14 protein-coding genes are annotated in these 18,688 nt (G+C 71.8%); 7 read left to right on the top strand and 7 right to left on the bottom strand.

The window, feature by feature from the left end:
- Positions 1–59: 59 nt before the first annotated feature.
- On the top strand, positions 60–2,381 hold the full coding sequence (recD2, locus tag AMK18_RS18250) for an SF1B family DNA helicase RecD2 (RefSeq protein ID WP_018105989.1): 2,322 nt from the start codon (positions 60–62) through the stop codon (positions 2,379–2,381).
- Between the two features lie 129 nt (positions 2,382–2,510).
- Positions 2,511–3,809 carry a citrate synthase gene (locus AMK18_RS18245; protein WP_018105990.1) on the top strand — a complete coding sequence of 433 codons (1,299 nt, stop codon included), beginning with the start codon at positions 2,511–2,513 and terminating at the stop codon, positions 3,807–3,809.
- A 534-nt stretch (positions 3,810–4,343) separates the two neighbouring features.
- On the opposite strand, the gene AMK18_RS18240 is transcribed toward AMK18_RS18245, so the two are convergent.
- The 3 genes from AMK18_RS18240 to AMK18_RS18230 form a co-directional block, all read right to left on the bottom strand.
- Complete coding sequence (locus AMK18_RS18240) at positions 4,344–6,770, bottom strand: heavy metal translocating P-type ATPase (RefSeq protein WP_073863573.1); 2,427 nt, start codon at positions 6,768–6,770, stop codon at positions 4,344–4,346.
- Positions 6,771–6,874: 104 nt separating this feature from the next.
- Positions 6,875–7,183, bottom strand: coding sequence for a heavy-metal-associated domain-containing protein (locus AMK18_RS18235; protein WP_018105992.1), 309 nt, complete (start codon positions 7,181–7,183; stop codon positions 6,875–6,877).
- Between the two features lie 77 nt (positions 7,184–7,260).
- Complete coding sequence (locus tag AMK18_RS18230) at positions 7,261–7,980, bottom strand: TetR/AcrR family transcriptional regulator (RefSeq protein ID WP_018105993.1); 720 nt, start codon at positions 7,978–7,980, stop codon at positions 7,261–7,263.
- A 183-nt stretch (positions 7,981–8,163) separates the two neighbouring features.
- On the opposite strand from AMK18_RS18230, the gene AMK18_RS18225 reads away from it, so the two are divergent.
- Positions 8,164–10,386 carry an MMPL family transporter gene (locus AMK18_RS18225; protein WP_073863572.1) on the top strand — a complete coding sequence of 741 codons (2,223 nt, stop codon included), beginning with the start codon at positions 8,164–8,166 and terminating at the stop codon, positions 10,384–10,386.
- A gap of 1 nt (position 10,387) precedes the next feature.
- Here AMK18_RS18225 and AMK18_RS18220 read toward each other — a convergent pair whose 3' ends face one another.
- Together AMK18_RS18220 and AMK18_RS18215 are read right to left on the bottom strand one after the other, a co-directional pair.
- A complete protein-coding gene (locus AMK18_RS18220; protein WP_073863571.1) occupies positions 10,388–10,810 on the bottom strand; it encodes a peptidoglycan-binding domain-containing protein in 423 nt (140 codons plus the stop codon).
- Positions 10,811–10,968: 158 nt separating this feature from the next.
- The gene (locus tag AMK18_RS18215) at positions 10,969–11,898 is read right to left on the bottom strand and encodes a sugar phosphate isomerase/epimerase family protein (protein WP_073863570.1); all 930 of its coding nucleotides are present in this window, start codon (positions 11,896–11,898) and stop codon (positions 10,969–10,971) included.
- Between the two features lie 123 nt (positions 11,899–12,021).
- Here AMK18_RS18215 and iolC point away from each other — a divergent pair, with 123 nt between their 5' ends.
- The 4 genes from iolC to AMK18_RS18195 are packed head-to-tail and all read left to right on the top strand — an operon-like array spanning position 12,022 to position 17,308.
- A complete protein-coding gene (gene iolC / locus AMK18_RS18210) occupies positions 12,022–13,011 on the top strand; it encodes a 5-dehydro-2-deoxygluconokinase (RefSeq protein WP_073863569.1) in 990 nt (329 codons plus the stop codon).
- Positions 13,008–13,889 carry a 5-deoxy-glucuronate isomerase gene (gene iolB / locus AMK18_RS18205; protein ID WP_073863568.1) on the top strand — a complete coding sequence of 294 codons (882 nt, stop codon included), beginning with the start codon at positions 13,008–13,010 and terminating at the stop codon, positions 13,887–13,889. The genes iolC and iolB overlap by 4 nt, the downstream gene beginning before the upstream one ends.
- Positions 13,886–15,796 carry a 3D-(3,5/4)-trihydroxycyclohexane-1,2-dione acylhydrolase (decyclizing) gene (gene iolD, locus AMK18_RS18200; protein ID WP_073863567.1) on the top strand — a complete coding sequence of 637 codons (1,911 nt, stop codon included), beginning with the start codon at positions 13,886–13,888 and terminating at the stop codon, positions 15,794–15,796. The genes iolB and iolD overlap by 4 nt, the downstream gene beginning before the upstream one ends.
- Before the next feature lie 12 nt (positions 15,797–15,808).
- A complete protein-coding gene (locus AMK18_RS18195) occupies positions 15,809–17,308 on the top strand; it encodes a CoA-acylating methylmalonate-semialdehyde dehydrogenase (protein WP_073863566.1) in 1,500 nt (499 codons plus the stop codon).
- A 39-nt stretch (positions 17,309–17,347) separates the two neighbouring features.
- Here the strand turns inward: AMK18_RS18195 and AMK18_RS18190 are convergent, their stop codons facing one another.
- Positions 17,348–17,818 carry a GNAT family N-acetyltransferase gene (locus AMK18_RS18190; protein WP_073863565.1) on the bottom strand — a complete coding sequence of 157 codons (471 nt, stop codon included), beginning with the start codon at positions 17,816–17,818 and terminating at the stop codon, positions 17,348–17,350.
- Positions 17,819–17,935: 117 nt separating this feature from the next.
- Positions 17,936–18,652 (bottom strand): VC0807 family protein, encoded by a 717-nt coding sequence (locus AMK18_RS18185; RefSeq protein ID WP_073863564.1) that lies wholly within the window; start codon positions 18,650–18,652, stop codon positions 17,936–17,938.
- Positions 18,653–18,688 lie beyond the last annotated feature (36 nt).

Here is an 18,688-nt window from a genome sequence, read left to right as displayed (position 1 = left end):
AGTCCGGTGAACGCCGGCCGTGCGGGCCCGCTGTCGCACCCACCCGGTAGCGTCGCGCCATGGCCACTACGACGCCCCACACCCCCAACCTGGCCGTACTCGAAGGCGTGCTGGAGAGGATCACGTACGCCAATGAGGAGAACGGGTACACCGTCGCCCGCGTCGACACCGGTCGGGGAAGCAACGACCTGCTCACCGTCGTGGGGGCGCTGCTCGGGGCGCAGCCGGGGGAGTCGCTGCGGATGGAGGGGCGTTGGGGCTCCCACTCGCAGTACGGCAAGCAGTTCCACGTGGAGAACTACCGGACCGTCCTCCCCGCCACCATCCAGGGCATCCGGCGCTACCTCGGATCCGGGCTGATCAAGGGCATCGGGCCCGTGATGGCCGACCGGATCACCACCCATTTCGGCGTGGACACGCTGGACATCATCGAGCGCGAGCCCAAGCGGCTCATCGAGGTCCCCGGCCTCGGGCCCAAGCGGACGAAGATGATCGCGGCCGCGTGGGAGGAGCAGAAGGCGATCAAGGAGGTCATGGTCTTCCTCCAGGGCGTCGGCGTCTCGACGTCCATCGCCGTGCGGATCTACAAGAAGTACGAGGACGCCTCGATCTCCGTCGTGAAGAACCAGCCCTACCGGCTGGCCGCCGACGTCTGGGGCATCGGCTTCCTTACCGCCGACAAGATCGCCCAGGCGGTCGGCATCCCGCACGACAGCCCGGAACGGGTGAAGGCCGGGCTGCAGTACGCGCTGTCGCAGTCCACCGACCAGGGCCACTGCTTCCTGCCCGAGGAACGGCTGATCGCGGACGCGGTGAAGCTGCTCCAGGTGGACACCGGGCTCGTCATCGAGTGCCTGGCGGAGCTGGCCGAGGAGCCGGAGGGCGTCGTACGCGAGAAGGTGCCGTCGCCCGAGGGCGGCGAGCCGGTGACGGCCGTGTATCTGGTCCCGTTCCACCGGGCGGAGATCTCGCTCGCCGCCCAGGTACGACGGCTGCTGCGGACGCCCGAGGAGCGGATGCCCGCCTTCGCGGACGTGGACTGGGACAAGGCGCTGAAGTGGCTCGCGGGCCGGACGGGCGCCAAGCTGGCGCCCGAGCAGGAGGCCGCCGTACGGCTCGCGCTGAGCCGGAAGGTCGCCGTGCTGACCGGCGGCCCCGGCTGCGGCAAGTCGTTCACGGTCCGGTCCATCGTGGAGCTGGCCCGGGCCAAGAAGGCCAAGGTCGTGCTCGCCGCGCCCACCGGCCGGGCGGCCAAGCGGCTTTCGGAACTGACGGGGGCCGAGGCGTCCACCGTGCACCGGCTGCTGGAACTGAAGCCCGGCGGCGACGCGGCGTACGACAAGGACCGCCCGCTCGACGCCGATCTCGTCGTCGTGGACGAGGCGTCGATGCTCGATCTGCTGCTCGCCAACAAGCTGGTGAAAGCGGTGGCACCGGGTGCCCACCTGCTGCTCGTCGGTGATGTGGACCAACTGCCGTCCGTGGGGGCGGGGGAGGTGCTGCGGGACCTCCTCGCCGAGGGCGGCCCCGTGCCCGCGGTCCGGCTGACCACGATTTTCCGCCAGGCCCAGCAGTCGGGCGTCGTCACCAACGCACACCGCATCAATTCCGGCGTACCGCCCCTCACTCAGGGGCTCAGTGACTTCTTCCTCTTCGTGGAGGACGAGACGGAGGACGCCGGGGTGCTCGCGGTGGACGTCGCGGCCCGTCGCATTCCGGCCAAGTTCGGGCTCAATCCGCGCCGGGACGTCCAGGTGCTCGCCCCCATGCACCGGGGCCCGGCCGGGGCCGGACATCTCAACGGGCTGCTCCAGCAGGCGATCACCCCGGGCCGGCCGGACGTGCCCGAGAAGCGGTTCGGCGGCCGGGTCTTCCGGGTGGGGGACAAGGTCACCCAGATCCGTAACAACTACGACAAGGGCGAGAACGGCGTCTTCAACGGCACGGTGGGCGTCGTCACCGGCCTCGACCTGGACGAACAGCGGCTGACGGTCCTCACCGACGAGGACGAGGAGATCGGCTACGACTTCGACGAGCTGGACGAGCTCGCCCACGCGTACGCCATGACGATCCACCGTTCCCAGGGCAGCGAGTACCCGGCCGTCGTCATCCCCGTGACGAAGAGTGCCTGGATGATGCTCCAGCGCAACCTGCTCTACACCGCCGTGACCAGGGCCAAGAAGCTCGTCGTGCTGGTCGGCTCGCGGCAGGCGATCGGTCAGGCGGTCCGCACGGTTTCCGCAGGCAGACGCTGTACGGCGCTGGATCACCGGCTCCGCGGAGGCGGCGACGGAGGATCGTCGGTAAAAATGATCGATCAAATCGGTGGGAAACATCACGGAGGTCTTCCGGAACCGCAGTCAAGGGGGCAGGATGGCTAAGTTCGCGGCACTCAGTGCCGCGAGTAGGTCCAATGGACGACCCCGAGTGCACTCTCCTGAGCCAAATGGGGGAGGGTGGAGACAGTCAGGGAACCTCGAAGAAGAGGCACTACGTCGGTGAGGGATGACGTGAGCGAGCACACCAACAACGCTGTGGTACTGCGGTACGGCGATGGCGAGTACACCTACCCGGTGATCGACAGCACCGTCGGCGACAAGGGCTTCGACATCGGGAAGCTCCGGGCGAACACCGGCCTGGTGACGCTGGACAGCGGATACGGCAACACCGCTGCCTATAAATCGGCCATCACCTACCTCGACGGCGAGCAGGGCATCCTGCGCTACCGCGGCTACCCGATCGAGCAGCTCGCGGAGCGTTCGACCTTCCTCGAGGTCGCGTACACGCTGATCAACGGTGAGCTTCCCAAGGTCGACGAGCTGTCGACCTTCAAGAACGAGATCACCCAGCACACGCTGCTGCACGAGGACGTCAAGCGGTTCTTCGACGGCTTCCCGCGCGACGCCCACCCGATGGCCATGCTGTCCTCGGTCGTCAGCGCGCTGTCCACGTTCTACCAGGACAGCCACAACCCGTTCGACGAGGAGCAGCGCCACCTCTCGACCATCCGGCTGCTCGCCAAGCTCCCGACCATCGCCGCGTACGCGTACAAGAAGTCGATCGGTCACCCGTTCGTCTACCCGCGCAACGACCTGGGCTACGTCGAGAACTTCCTGCGCATGACCTTCTCGGTCCCCGCCCAGGAGTACGAGCTGGACCCGGTCGTCGTCTCGGCGCTCGACAAGCTGCTCATCCTGCACGCGGACCACGAGCAGAACTGTTCGACCTCCACCGTGCGCCTGGTCGGCTCCTCGCAGGCGAACATGTTCGCCTCGATCTCCGCCGGCATCTCCGCCCTCTGGGGCCCCCTGCACGGCGGCGCCAACCAGTCCGTCCTGGAGATGCTGGAAGGCATCCAGGCCAACGGCGGCGACGTCGACTCCTTCATCCGCAAGGTGAAGAACAAGGAGGACGGCGTCCGCCTGATGGGCTTCGGCCACCGGGTGTACAAGTCCTTCGACCCGCGCGCCAAGATCATCAAGGCCGCCGCGCACGACGTCCTGTCCGCCCTCGGCAAGTCCGACGAGCTGCTGGACATCGCGCTCAAGCTGGAGGAGCACGCGCTCAACGACGAGTACTTCGTCTCGCGCAACCTCTACCCGAACGTGGACTTCTACACGGGCCTCATCTACCGCGCGATGGGCTTCCCGACCGAGATGTTCACCGTGCTCTTCGCGCTCGGCCGGCTCCCCGGCTGGATCGCCCAGTGGCACGAGATGATCAAGGAGCCCGGCTCCCGCATTGGCCGCCCGCGCCAGATCTACACCGGCGAGGTCCTGCGCGACTTCGTCCCGGTCGAGGGCCGCTGAACGCCCCCTCACGCATCACCCGGCCCTGACTGACGCCGGACCCGCCGCCCCCGCCTGCCGCGCCCTCGCCCCGAGCGACGCGGCGGTCGGGGGCGTCGGGCGTTCCGGGGGCGTACGGGGGTGCGCCACACGCGCGTGCGCCGGGGTGCGCGCCGTCGGGGAGCGCTCCCGCGCAAAAGAGAGAAGCGCCTCGCCATCGATCCCCCCACGGGCCGACAGCGAGGCGCTTCCCATGTCCCGGAGCGGATTCCCCCCACGGGATCCGGCCGGGCGTTCAGTGGGAGCCGTAGCTCCTGGGCTGTGCCTCGGTACTGCTTGTCCTGCTGCTGCGCTGTGGTCTGCCGGGGTACGTACCGACGGGAGGGCCGCTCAAAGCTCCCCGGTGTACGTGCCCCGGCCCACTCTTGCCCGGAGCATCCCCCAAGATGCTCCGTCGGACGTCCCCCAAGACATCCTTGGCATCGCACTCTAAGACTTACGAACCCATCGAATGGTTACCCTGAAACCGATGTGATCTGAATCTCATTGTGGAAATTAGGTGAAGGACCGCAGGCGCAGGCTGTTCGTCACGACGAAGACCGATGAGAACGCCATCGCCGCTCCGGCAATCATAGGGTTGAGCAGCCCAAATGCCGCAAGGGGTAGGGCGGCCACGTTGTAGCCGAATGCCCAGAAAAGGTTGCCCCTGATGGTGGTGAGGGTGCGCCGGGAGAGGCGGATGGCGTCTGCTGTCACCTTGAGATCTCCACGAACCAGGGTGAGGTCGCTCGCCTCGATCGCGGCATCCGTGCCGGTGCCCATCGCCAGACCGAGGTCGGCGGTGGCCAGCGCGGCGGCGTCGTTGACCCCGTCGCCGACCATGGCGACGACCCGCCCCCGGCCCTGGAGACCCCGGATGACGTGCGCCTTCTCCTCCGGCAGCACCTCGGCGCGGACCTCGTCGATTCCGGCCTGGCGGGCCACGGACTCCGCCACGGCGCGGTTGTCGCCGGTCAGCAGGATCGGCGTGAGGCCGAGATCCCGGAGCGCGGCGACGGCCTCCGCACTGGTGTCCTTGATCGCGTCGGCGACTTCCAGGACCGCGCGCGCCTCGCCGTCCCAGCCGACCGCGATGGCCGTACGCCCTTGAGCGGCGGCGTCCGTGACGGCGGCGGCCACGGTGTCGGGGAGGGCGATCCCGGCCTCGGTGAGCAGCCGGGGGCGCCCGACGAGGACGGTGTGGCCCTCGACGGTGCCCCGGACGCCGAGCCCGGGCACGTTGGTGAAGCCCTCGGGGGTGGGGAGCGCGGCGCCGGTGCGTTCGGCGGCTCCGGTCGCCACCGCTTGGGCGATGGGGTGTTCGGAGGCGTGTTCCAGGGCTCCGGCGAGGCGGAGGGCGTCGGTCTCGGTGGTTCCGGGGGCGGTGTGGACGGTCTGGAGGGTCATGCGGCCCGTGGTGACGGTGCCGGTCTTGTCCAGGACGATCGTGTCGACCCGGCGGGTGGACTCCAGGACCTCGGGGCCCTTGATCAGGATGCCGAGCTGGGCGCCGCGCCCCGTGCCGACCATCAGCGCGGTCGGCGTGGCGAGGCCCAGGGCGCAGGGGCAGGCGATGATCAGGACGGCCACCGCCGCCGTGAACGCCGCCGTCACGTCGTCGGTGGCCAGCAGCCAGCCGATGAGCGTGCCGAGGGCGAGCAGCAGGACGACCGGGACGAACACCGCCGAGATCCGGTCCGCGAGGCGCTGCACCTCGGCCTTGCTGTTCTGCGCGTCCTCGACCAGCTTCGCCATCCGGGCCAGCTGGGTGTCCGCCCCGACCCGGGTCGCCTCCACGACGAGGCGGCCGGAGACGTTGAGCGTCGCGCCGGTCACGGTGTCGCCCGCGCCCACGTCCACGGGGACGGACTCGCCGGTGAGCATGGACGCGTCCACGGCCGAGGAGCCCTCGACCACGGTGCCGTCCGTGGCGATCTTCTCGCCGGGCCGGACCGTGAAGCGGTCGCCCACGACGAGCCGGGTGACGGGCACGCGGACCTCGGCGCCGTCACGCAGGACGGTCACGTCCTTGGCGCCGAGGTGCATCAGGGCGCGCAGCGCGGACCCGGCCCTCCGCTTGGACTTCGCTTCCAGGTAGCGGCCCAGCAGGATGAAGGTGACGACGCCCGCCGCGACCTCCAGGTAGAGGGTGGACGAGGCGTCGGCCCGGGAGGCCGTCAGGTCGAAGCCGTGCCGCATGCCGGGCATTCCCGCGTCCCCGAGGAACAGCGCCCACAGCGACCAGCCGAAGGCGGCGAGCGTCCCGACGGACACCAGGGTGTCCATGGTCGCCGCGCCGTGCCTCAGGTTGGTCCAGGTGGCCCGGTGGAAGGGCAGCCCGCCCCAGACCACGACGGGCGCGGCGAGGGTGAGCGAGAGCCACTGCCAGAAGTCGAACTGGAGGGCGGGGATCATCGCCAGGGCGACCACGGGGGCGGCGAGCACGGCGGAGACGATGAGCCGCTGCCGGAGGGCGGCGAGGGCGGGGTCGGGGGTGTCGTCGGGGTCGGCCGGGTCGTCCTCGGGGCGCGGCGGGGCTTCCGGTTCCGGTTCCGGTCGGGAGGTGCGGGGGGTGGGCTGCGGGGCTTCGGCGGTGGCGGGCCGCGGGGCCTGCTCGGCCTGCGGGGCTTCCGCGGCTTCCGGGGCGGCGGGCTCGGGGGCCCGTGCGGCCGCCCCGGGCAGCGGCTTCGCCGTATAGCCGGTCCTCTCCACCGTAGCCACAAGATCGCCTACGGAGACGGCGGCGCCGTCATAGCTGACGCGGGCCTTCTCCGTGGCGTAGTTCACGGTGGCCGTGACGCCGTCCATCCGGTTGAGCTTCTTCTCGACGCGCGCCGCGCACGAGGCGCAGGTCATGCCGCCGATCGTGAACTCGGCCCGGAAGGGCTCCGCTGCCGGGGCGCCGGCCTCCGTCGCGCTGTGGGTGTCCGATGCGCTGTGCATGTCCGAGCTCCTGGAACGCCGACCGGGCCGTACCCCACCAGTATCTGCTGGTCGGTGCGGCCCGGTCGGGACGGGGTATCGCGGGGTGGGTGGTCCCGGGGCGGTCAGGCGCGCCCGGTGAGCTCGTAGCCCGCCTCGTCCACGGCGGCGCGCACGGCCTCGTCGTCCAGGGGGCGCTCCGAGACCACCGTCACCTGCCCGGTGGACGCCACGGCCTTCACGGAGGTGACACCCTCGATGGCGGAGACCTCCTCGGAGACTGCGCCCTCGCAGTGGCCGCAGGTCATGCCGGTCACCTGGTAGACGGTGGTCACGCCGGACTGCCCGGCGTCGGCGCCCGCGCTGTCGTGGCAGGAACCGCTCGGCGAGCAGCAGGAGCCGGTCGCCTGGGGGAGCTGGGTCTCGGCGGTCATGGTGTTCTCCTCTTCGACGGGCACACGGGGCGGAGGGCCGCACACCGGTGCGCCTCCACGATCCCCACTTTATACCCCTAGGGGGTATGACGCGAGCGAGGCCCGGCCGTCGTGTCGTCGGGGATCATGGGTTCGAGGTACCGGTGGAGGACCGTCTTCACCTCCCGGATGTACGCCTCCCGCTCGTCGCCCTCGTGCGCCATGATCACGTCCAGCCCGGACTTGAAGATGTTGAAGATCATGGTGGCGATCCGGGTGACCTCGGCGGGCGGCCGGTCCGGCAGGTATCCGGCGAGGATCGTCTCGACGCGGCTGAGCATCGTGACGTGCACGGCGTCGTGGTCCTTGGAGGGCATGCCCGGGATCTCGGGGCCGTGCATCAGGACCGTGAAGGCGGGGTTCGCGCAGTTGAACTCGATCAGCGGGTCGAGGGTGGCGTCGAGCATCCGGTCCAGGGGGAGTTCCAGGTGGTCGTCGAGGAAGGCGGCCCCGTAGGTCTCCCGCCAGCGGGCCAGGAGCTGGTCGCCGAGCTCGACTGCGATGGCCTCCTTGTTGGGGAAGAACTGGTAGAGCGTGCCGGGGGAGACCCCGGCCTCGCGCGCGATGGCGTTGGTGCTCGCCGCGGTGTAGCCGGTCGTGCAGAACACGTCGGCGGCGGCCTTGAGCAACTGCGCGATACGGGCCTCGCCCCGGGCCTGCCGCCTGCGCGGCCGGGCGGGGGCGTCGGCCTTGCCGGCGGTCCCGGCGCCTTCGGCGGCCCCGGCGTCTTCGGAGCCCGCCGCTCTGGACTGCGACACGGTGAATCCCCAGCTTTCGTGCACGGTTGACAAACACGAGTGGTCGCTCGCATTCTAAAGAAACGCGAGCGATGACTCGTGTTTGCCGGTGTATGTGGCAATGACTGATCCATGCTGCCCTGTGCGGCTGCCTCGTGCTGCCGCCCCGCGCGCCCGGATCCGGGGAAAAGGGGACCTCGCACCATGCCTGAAGTCAACGGCCCGCAGCGACTGGGGGGCTGGACGCGCTTCGTCACCGCGCGTCCCCGGCTCTCGCTGCTGGCGGCTCTGGTGATCACCGCACTCGCGGTCCTCGCGGGCAGCGGGGTCGCCGACCGGATGGGCAGCGGTGGCTGGCAGGCCCCGGACGCCGAGTCGACCTATGCCACGAAGGCCCTGGAGCGCGAGTTCCCCGCCTCCCAGCCGAATCTGCTGCTGCTGGTCGACAGCGGCGGCGCCTCCGTGGACGATCCGGCCGTGGCCGCCGAGGCGGCGCGCCTGGCCGAGCGGCTGGCGGGTGAGGCGGATGTCGTGGGCGTCCGCTCCTACTGGCAGGACAAGGCGCCCGCGCTGCGCGCCGAGGACGGCAAGGAGGCGCTGATCGCCGCCCGGATCGAGGGCGACGACAAGGCGTCGGGCGAGGTGCTGGACCGGATAGCCCCGCACTACCGGGGCGAGCACGGGCCGGTGCGCGTCTCGATCGGCGGGCCCGTGGCCGTCCAGCACGAGATGCAGACGCTCATCGAGGAGGACCTGCTGCGGGCCGAGATGATCGCCCTGCCGGTGACGCTGGTGCTGCTCGTCATGGTCTTCGGCAGCGCGATCGCCGCCCTGCTGCCCCTGGGCGTGGGCATCGTCGCCATCCTGGGGACCAACGCGGTGCTGCGCGGCATCACCGAGTTCACCGACGTCTCCGTCTTCGCCCAGAACCTCACCACGGCACTCGGGCTCGGACTCGCCATCGACTACGCCCTGTTCATCGTGCGCCGCTTCCGCGAGGAGCTGGCGGCCGGCGCACCGACCCGGACGGCCATCGGGACGACGCTGCGCACGGCGGGCCGGACCGTGCTGTTCTCCGCGCTGACCGTCGCGGTGTCGCTCGCCGCGATGCTGGTCTTCCCGCAGTACTTCCTGCGCTCCTTCGCGTACGCCGGGATCGCCGTGGTGCTCCTCGCCGCCGCGGCCGCGCTGATCCTCCTGCCGGCCGCGCTGATGCTCCTCGGCCCCCGGGTCAACTCGCTGGACCTCCGGAAGCTGCTGCGGCGGGGCCGCGCGAAGCCGCAGACGGAGGGCGGTGCGGGGTGGGCCCGGTTCACGGCCCTGGTGATGCGCAGGGCCCCGGTCTTCGCGGTGGTCACGAGCGTCGGGCTCATTCTCCTCGGACTGCCCTTCCTGGGCGTCAGGTTCGGTACGGCGGACGACCGGCAGCTGCCCGCCTCCTCCGAGCCCCACGTGGTGCAGCAGCATCTGCGGGACGGCTTCCCCGGCAGCCCCGGCGGGAGCCTCGACATCCTGGCGGAGGGCGGGGCGACACCCGCCCAGTACGCCGAGTACCGCGGCAGGCTCGCCGCGCTGCCGGGGGTGCTCCGGGTGGACGGGCCGGTCACGGAGGGGCGGAACGCCTACTTCAGCGTGCTGGGCAAGGGCGAGCCGGTGGGCGAGGAGACCCAGCGCCTGGTGAAGGACCTGCGCGCGGAGCCCGCCCCCTTCGACACCTCGGTGACGGGGACGGCGGCGGTCCTGGTCGACTCCAAGGCCGCCATCGGCGACCGGCTGCCGTGGGCGGTGGGCATCATCGCGGTGGTGACGCTGCTGCTGGTGTTCCTGCTGACCGGGAGCGTCCTGATCCCCGTCCAGGCCGTCGTGCTCAACGCCCTGAGCCTCACCGCGATGTTCGGGGCAGTCGTCTGGGTCTTCCAGGACGGCCATCTGTCCGGGCTGCTCGCCTTCACCAGCACCGGGGACATAGAGACGACGCTGCCGGTGCTCATGTTCTGCGTCGCCTTCGGACTCTCCATGGATTACGGGGTGTTCCTGCTCTCCCGGATCAAGGAGGAGTACGACCGCACCGGCGACCACGAGCGGGCGGTCTCCTTCGGACTGCGGCGCACCGGCGGGCTGATCACCGCGGCGGCCGTGATCCTGGCGGTCGTGATGGTCGCCATCGGCACCTCGCGGGTGACCAACACCAAGATGCTCGGCCTCGGCATCGCGCTCGCCGTGCTCATGGACGCGATGGTGGTCCGCAGTCTGCTCGTGCCGACGGTCATGAAGCTGATGGGCCGGGCGAGCTGGTGGGCGCCCGCACCGCTGCGGAGGTTCCACCAGCGGTTCGGCCTGAGCGAGGGCGAGCCGGGGAAGCCGGAGGCGCCGGAGTCCATACCGGAGCAGGACGCCGAACCGGAGCGGGTGCCCAGCGGGGCGTGAGTCACGCCTCCGCGTCGGCCGGGGCGTCGACCGGAGCGTCCCCCCGCCACAGCGCGGCCCAGGTGTCCGTGTCGACCAGGCCGGTGCTGAGCAGGGGCGGGTGGTCGGCCTGGAAGCGGCGGACGGCGTCCAGGGTGCGCAGGCCGAACGTCCCGTCCACCGCGTCCCACGGCAGGTAGCGCCGGTTGGCCAGCATGCACTGCACCTGGAAGGCGCGGTCGCCCTGGTCGCCGACGACGGTCATCCCGTCCCCGTCGTAGAAGGCGCACACGGGGCTGGACCCGGCCGGGGGCACGTTCTCGGCGTCGGCGGCGGCCCCCGGGGCCACGGCCAGGGCGGCGGCCAGCGCGGCGGCGGCCAAGAGCCCGGTGGTCAGGGCCGAGGCGCCGGCGGACCGGCGCGGGGACAGGGGGGTGCGGGACATGGCGGTCGCTCCTCGGTGAGTGCGGGGGCGGGCCCGGGGGCCCGGTCTCACCGAGGACAACAGCCCGCACCGCCCCCACGTCACTGCCGAAGGGCGCCGAACCGCGCGGACCACCCGTAAGCGTCACGGCGTCAGCGCGTCACGGCGTCACGGCCGCGTCAGGCCGTCCCGGGCGGCCGCCCGCAGGAGCGGAGGTAGTCGCGGGTGCGGCGGGCGATCGGGAACGGCCGGTCCGGCGGGCAGGGGTACATGTCCTGCTCGACGATGGCGAACAGGTCGACGTCCAGGCGGCGGGCGGCGGCCAGTACGGGCTCCAGGGCCGGGACCCCGCCCGGCGGTTCGCACATCACGCCGCGCGCCACGGCGGGACCGAAGGGCACCTCGTCCGCCACCACCTCGGCGAGGACCGCCGGGTCCACCTGCTTGAGGTGGAGGTAGCCGATGCGCTCCCCGTACGTCTCGATCAGCTCGACGCTGTCGCCCCCGCAGTACGCGTAGTGCCCGGTGTCCAGGCAGAGCGACACCAGGTCCGGGTCGGTGGCGTCGAGGAACCGGGCGACGTTCTCCTCGGTGTCGATGTGGGTGTCCGCGTGGGGGTGGACGACGACGCGCAGTCCGTAACGGTCCCGGACCTCGCGCGCCAGCCGTTCGGTCTGCGTGGTCAGGTGGCGCCACTGCTCGACGGTGAGGACCCGGTCCTCCAGCACTTCGCCCGTCTTGTCGTCGCGCCAGAAGGAGGGGATGACCACGAGGTGCCCGGCGCCCATCGCCCGGGTGAGTGCCGCGATGCCGGCGACATGCTCCCAGGTCCGGTCCCAGACGTCCGGCCCGTGGTGCAATCCGGTGAAGACGGTGCCCGCCGAGACGGAGAGCCCCCGGCTGCCCGTCTCCTCCGCGAGGCGGGCCGGGTCGGTCGGGAGGTAGCCGTACGGACCCAGCTCGATCCACTCGTAGCCCGCGGCGGAGACCTCGTCCAGGAAGCGCCGCCACGGCACCTGCCGGGGATCGTCGGGGAACCACACCCCCCAGGAGTCGGGCGCGGAGCCGATGCGGATGCAGGGCGATGCCGAGGACGGGGAGGACGTCATGCGCCAAGCCTCACCACGCGGGCGGACCGGTGTCAAGAATACGTCCGTATGTCCGTACAAATGATTGACGATGATCGAAGCGGAGATGATCCAGGTACAGGCGCCCAGCCGAAGGGACGTTGCATGCCTGAGCAGCCGTACGACGTGATCACGATGGGGCGGATCGGGGTGGACCTCTACCCCCTGCGGACGGGTGTGCCGCTGGCCCGGGTCGACACCTTCGGGAAGTTCCTCGGCGGCTCCCCGTCCAATGTGGCCGTCGCCGCCGCCCGCCTCGGCCGGCGCACCGCCGTGGTGACCCGCACCGGCGAGGACCCCTTCGGTGACTATCTGCGGGAGCAGCTGCGGGAGTTCGGGGTCGACGCCCGGTGGGTGACGCCCGTCGCCGCCTATCCGACCCCGGTCACCTTCTGCGAGGTCTTCCCGCCCGACGACTTCCCGCTGTACTTCTACCGGCAGCCCAAGGCCCCCGACCTGGAGATCCACGCCTCGGAGCTGGACCTCGAAGCGGTGCGGGCCGCCCGGGTGTTCTGGATGACCGGTACCGGCCTGTGCGCCGAGCCGAGCCGTACGGCGACCCTCGCCGCGCTGCGCGCCCGCGACCGCTCCGGCGTCACCGTCTTCGACCTCGACTGGCGCCCGGTGTTCTGGCCGCCCGGCGAGGCGAACGAAGCCTGTGCGCCCGCCCGGTACCGCGAGGCCCTGGCGTACGCGACCGTCGCCGTCGGCAATCTGGACGAGTGCGAGATCGCCACCGGCGAGCGCGAACCGCACGCGGCCGCCCGCGCCCTCATCGAGGCCGGCGTCGAGCTGGCCGTCGTCAAGCAGGGCCCCGCGGGCGTCCTCGCCGTCCACCGGGACGGGACCGTGGCCGATGTGCCGCCGCTCCCCGTCGACGTGGTCAACGGCCTCGGCGCGGGCGACGCGTTCGGCGGCGCGCTCTGCCACGGACTGCTGAGCGGCTGGGACATCGCGCGCACCATGCGGTACGCCAACGCGGCGGGCGCCATCGTCGCCGCCCGGCTCGCCTGCTCCTCCGCGATGCCGTTCCCGCACGAGGTCGAGGCCGCCCTCGCCGAAGGCGCGGTCACCGCACACAGTGAAAGGGCATGAGCATGCGAGGCGAACCGGCGTACCACCTGCCCGCGGGCTCCACCGCGCACGGCCCGTACACCCTGGACATCGGCCCCGAGCAGGCCGGCTGGGACCGGTCCGGCCTCCGCGTACTGGAGCTGGAACCGGGAGGAGTTCACACACTTGTCACCGGGGAGAGCGAGTGGATCGTACTGCCGTTGACCGGCAGCTGTACGGTGCACATCTCAGATGAGATCTTTGAACTGCTGGGCCGGAGAAGCGTGTTCAGCGGCGTCTCCGACTTCGCCTATGTACCGCGCGATGCCCACGCACAGATCGCCTCCGGCGCAGGCGGCCGCTTCGCCCTGGCAGGAGCGAAGTGCGAGCGACGACTCCCCGCTCGCTACGGCCCCGCGCCGGAGGTACGCGTGGAACTGCGCGGCGCCGGCAGCTGCTCCCGCCAGGTCCACAACTTCGCCGCCGCCGACGCCTTCGACTGCGACCGCCTCATCGCCGTGGAAGTCCTCACGCCCGGCGGCAACTGGTCCTCCTATCCGCCGCACAAACACGACGAGCACCACCCCGGCGAGGAATCCGTCCTGGAGGAGATCTACTACTTCGAGGTCGAGGACGGCGGCCTCGGCTACCACCGCGTCTCCCCGTCCCGCCCCGGCGGTACGGACGTGCTGGCCGAGGTCCGCAGCGGCGACGCGGTCCTCGTCCCGGACGGCTGGCACGGCCCGTCCATCGCCCAGCCCGGCCGGACCCTGTACTACCTCAACGTCATGGCGGGCCCCGGCGAGAAGCGGGAGTGGCTGATCCGCGACCACCCCGACCACCGGTGGGTCCGCGACACCTGGCCGTCCCAGCCGGTCGACCCCCGGCTGCCGCTCCCCGGACCGGAGGACCCCGCATGACCGCGACGCCCGGCACGCCCGGCCCGGCAGGGGAGGCCACCCGCCGCCTCACCACCGCCCAGGCGCTCATCGCCTTCCTCGCCCGCCAGTACGCCGAGCGCGACGGCGAACGCCACCGGCTGATCGCCGCCACCTGGGGCATCTTCGGCCACGGCAACGTCGCCGGAATCGGCCAGGCGCTCCGGGAGACCGGCCCCGCGATGCCCTACCTCCAGGGCCGCAACGAACAGGCCATGGTGCACGCGGCCGTCGGCCACGCCCGCCAGTCCGGCCGGCTGTCCGCCCACGCCGTCACCACGTCCATCGGCCCCGGCGCCACCAACCTCGTCACCGGCGCCGCCCTCGCCACCGTCAACCACCTCCCCGTCCTGCTGCTGCCCGGCGACACCTTCGCGACCCGCCCCGCCGACCCCGTACTCCAGCAGCTGGAGGTGGCGTACGCGGGCGACGTCTCCGTCAACGACTGCCTGCGCCCGGTCTCCCGCTCCTTCGACCGGATCACCCGCGCCGAGGCCCTGATCCCGGCCGCGCTGCACGCCATGCGGGTCCTGACCGACCCGGCGGAGACCGGCGCGGTCACCCTCGCGCTGCCGCAGGACGTCCAGGCCGAGGCGCACGACTGGCCGGCGGAGTTCTTCGCGGAGCGCGTCTGGCACGTACGCCGCCCCGCCCCCGACCCGTACGAACTCGGCGCGGCCGTAGGGGCGGTGCGCGCCGCCCGCCGCCCCCTGGTCGTCGTCGGCGGCGGCGTCCACCACAGCGCCGCCGAGGACGCCCTCGCCGCGTTCGCCGAAGCCACCGGCATCCCCGTCGCGTCCACCCAGGCGGGCAAGGGCTCGCTGCGCCACGACCACCCCGCCGACGTCGGCGGCATCGGCCACACCGGCACCGCCACCGCCGACGACCTCGCCCGCACCGCCGACCTGGTCATCGGAATCGGCACCCGCTACACGGACTTCACCACCGCGTCCGCGACCCTCTTCCAGCACCCCGGCGTCCGCTTCCTCAACATCAACGTGACCGGCTTCGACGCCCACAAGCTCGCCGCGCTCCCGCTCGTCGCCGACGCCCGCACCGCCCTCCACGCGCTCACCGAGGCCATGGCCGGACATCGCGCGGACCCCGCGTACGTCACCGAGTACACCGAGGCCAAGGCCCGCTGGGAGCGGCGCGTCGACGCCGCGTACGCCACGCCCGACCCGCAGGCCCGCCCCACCCAGACCCAGGTCCTCGGCCTCCTGGACGAGCTCGTCACCGAGGAGGACATCCTCATCAACGCGGCCGGTTCGCTCCCCGGCGACCTGCACAAGCTCTGGCGGACCCGCTCCCCGCGCCAGTACCACGTGGAGTACGGCTACTCCTGCATGGGCTACGAGATCCCGGCCGCGATCGGGGTGTGCCTGGCGGCCCCGGACCGCCCGGTCTGGGCGCTCGTCGGCGACGGCACGTACCTCATGAACCCCACCGAGATCGTCACCGCCGTCCAGGAGAACCTGCCGGTCAAGCTGGTCGTCCTGCAGAACCACGGCTACGCCTCGATCGGCGGCCTCTCCGAGGCGACCGGCGGCGAGCGCTTCGGCACGGACTACCGCCACCGGTCGGCGGACGGGGACTTCACCGGCCCGCCGCTCCCGGTGGACCTCGCCGCCAACGCGGCCTCGCTCGGCATGCGGGTGCTGCGCGCCGGGACGGTGGCCGAGCTGCGGGCGGCCCTCGCCGAGGCCCGGGCGGCGGCCCGGCCCGTCTGCGTCCACGTGGAGACCGAAACACCCGGCGCCGGACAGGGTCCTCCGGAGGCACAGGCGTGGTGGGATGTCCCCGTGGCCGGGACGGCCACCCGCCCCGCGGCGGTCGAAGCACGGAAAGAGTACGAACGACACAGCGCCGGCCGACGCCGTCACCTCTGAAGGAGCCACAGCATGAAGACCGTGAACCACTGGATCGGTGGCAAGACCGTCGAGGGCACCTCGGGCAACTACGGCGAGGTCACCGACCCCGCCACCGGCGCCGTCACCACCCGGGTCGCGTTCGCCTCGCCCGACGAGGTGGACACGGCGGTGGCGGCCGCGAAGGACGCGTACCGGACGTGGCGCGACTCCTCGCTGTCCGCCCGTACGGCGGTCCTGTTCCGCTACCACGCGCTGCTGGACGCCCACCGGGACGAGATCGCCGCGCTGATCACCGCCGAGCACGGCAAGGTGCACTCCGACGCGCTGGGCGAGGTGGCGCGCGGCCTGGAGATCGTGGAGCTGGCCTGCGGGATCACCACGCAGCTCAAGGGCGAGTTGTCCACCCAGGTCTCGCACCGGGTCGACGTCTCCTCGATCCGCCAGCCGCTGGGCGTCGTCGCCGGGATCACCCCGTTCAACTTCCCGGCCATGGTGCCGATGTGGATGTTCCCGCTGGCCATCGCCTGCGGCAACACCTTCGTGCTCAAGCCCAGCGAGAAGGACCCGTCCGCCGCCAACCTCCTGGCCGAGCTGGCGGCGGAGGCCGGGCTGCCGGACGGCGTGCTGAACGTGCTGCACGGGGACCGGGTCGCCGTGGACGCCCTGCTGAACCACCCGGACGTCGCCGCCGTCTCCTTCGTCGGCTCCACGCCCATCGCCCGCCACATCCACGCCACCGCCTCGGCCAACGGCAAGCGCGTGCAGGCGCTCGGCGGCGCGAAGAACCACATGCTGGTGCTGCCCGACGCGGACCTCGACGCCGCCGCCGATGCCGCAGTCTCCGCCGCGTACGGCTCGGCGGGGGAGCGCTGCATGGCGATCTCCGCCGTCGTCGCCGTGGGCGCGATCGGCGACGAGCTGGTCGCCCGGATCAAGGAGCGGGCCGCCCGGATCACGATCGGCCCCGGCACGGACCCCGCGTCCGAGATGGGCCCGCTGATCACCGCCGCCCACCGCGACAAGGTCGCCTCGTACGTCACCGGCGCCGCCGCCCAGGGCGCCGAAGTGGTCCTCGACGGCACCGGATTCACCGTCGACGGCTTCGAGGACGGCCACTGGATCGGCCTCTCGCTGCTCGACCACGTCTCGACCGACTCCGACGCGTACAAGGACGAGATCTTCGGCCCGGTGCTGTGCGTGCTGCGCGTGGAGACGTACGAGGAGGGCGTCGCCCTCATGAACGCCTCGCCATACGGCAACGGCACCGCGATCTTCACCCGCGACGGCGGCGCGGCCCGCCGCTTCCAGCTGGAGATCGAGGCCGGCATGGTCGGCGTCAACGTGCCGATCCCGGTCCCCGTCGGCTACCACTCCTTCGGCGGCTGGAAGGACTCCCTCTTCGGCGACCACCACATCTACGGCAACGACGGCGTCCACTTCTACACGAGGGGCAAGGTCACCACGACCCGCTGGCCCGACCCGGCGGACGCCCCGGCGGGCGTGGACCTGGGCTTCCCCAGGAACCACTGATCCGAGCTGTACGGGCCGGGCCCTTGCCCCGGCCCGTACTCAGCCCAACTCCAGCACCCCGACCGTCTGGTCCCCGCTCGTCTCGCCCGTGGGCCGGAACCCGAGCCCCAGGTAGAACCCCTCGGGGCCGTCGTCGCCCGGATGCCAGGTGACGTACATCCGCGTGCCACCGCGCCGCCGGATCTCGTCGGCCACGCACCCGACCGCGAACCGCCCGTAGCCGCGCCCCTGTTCGCCCGCCGCGATGTTGAGGCGCCACAGCCCGGAGCGGATGTCCCGCCCGGTGCCGTCACCCGCGAAGTCGATGTCCAGGAAGGCCATGAGGAGCCCGACGAGCCGTTCCCCGTCGAACACGAGCCGCGGCCAGGCGACCTCTCCGTGCCCGTACGCCTCGGCCAACGACTTCACCACCGGCGCCACCAGATGCTCCTGATCGGCCCGCACCTGCAGCCCGATCGCCGCATCGACATTCCCGCCGGTGACCTCGGCCAGCCTCAGTGAAGTAGTCATACGAAAACGGTAAACGCCGAGGTCAACCGCATTTCTGACCGCACATGACCGCACATGACCCGCACATGACCGCAGGGCCACTCCCCCGGAGTGGCCCTGCGGCGTTCTGGTGGGCGGTCAGTGGTTCTTGGCGGTGGCGGTCTCGGCGGCGATCATGCGCTCCATCGGGGCGACCGCGATGCGGCCCGAGACGAGGAAGGCCAGGAACATCGAGGCGACCATGAGCACCGTCCCGGCCCACACCATCGTCTCGACCGGCACGGTGTACGCGCCCACGGCCCGCACCGCGCACTCGGTGAGCAGCGCGCAGCCCCACACCGCCGAGAACCGGATCTCTGCCCGGTGGAAGGCGGGCGAACCGGCGGAGAGGCGTTCCCAGGCGGCCGTCTTGGCGGCCTCGCCCCGGGTCAGCCACGGCCGCAGGCCCGCCGACAGCATCGGGCGGCCGCGCAGCGCCGTCACCAGGAACGTCAGGCCGATGACGCTGCTCACCGCGCTGTCCTTGAGGAGCATCAGCCGGGGGTCACCGGACATCAGGCCCAGCAGCAGCGAGACCGCGTTGACCGACACCATCAGCGCCGCGAGGCCGTTGAGCCGGCGCTCGCGCACCGCGCTCCACACCGTGCGGACCGCCGGGACCACGCTGCTCCAGGCCAGTGCGCCGAACGTGCCGAGCCCCGCAGCCTTCAGCGCGTAGTACGCGGCGAGCGGCAGCGCGACGTCCACCAGGAGCGGCTTCATGCTGTCCACGAGGGCCTTGCGGGGCTCGATCGGGGTGGTGGGGGCGTCGAGGGCGGGGGAGGGGGCGGTGAGTGTGGCGGCCGGGCTGCTCATGTCGGTTCCTCCCGTTGCGGCGGCGCCTTCGTGGCT

The organism is Streptomyces sp. CB01249, from assembly GCF_001905735.1.
Lineage (GTDB): Bacteria > Actinomycetota > Actinomycetes > Streptomycetales > Streptomycetaceae > Streptomyces.
The sequence above is the reverse complement of the archived record's forward strand: the minus strand, read 5'-3'. Positions and strand labels throughout refer to the sequence as shown.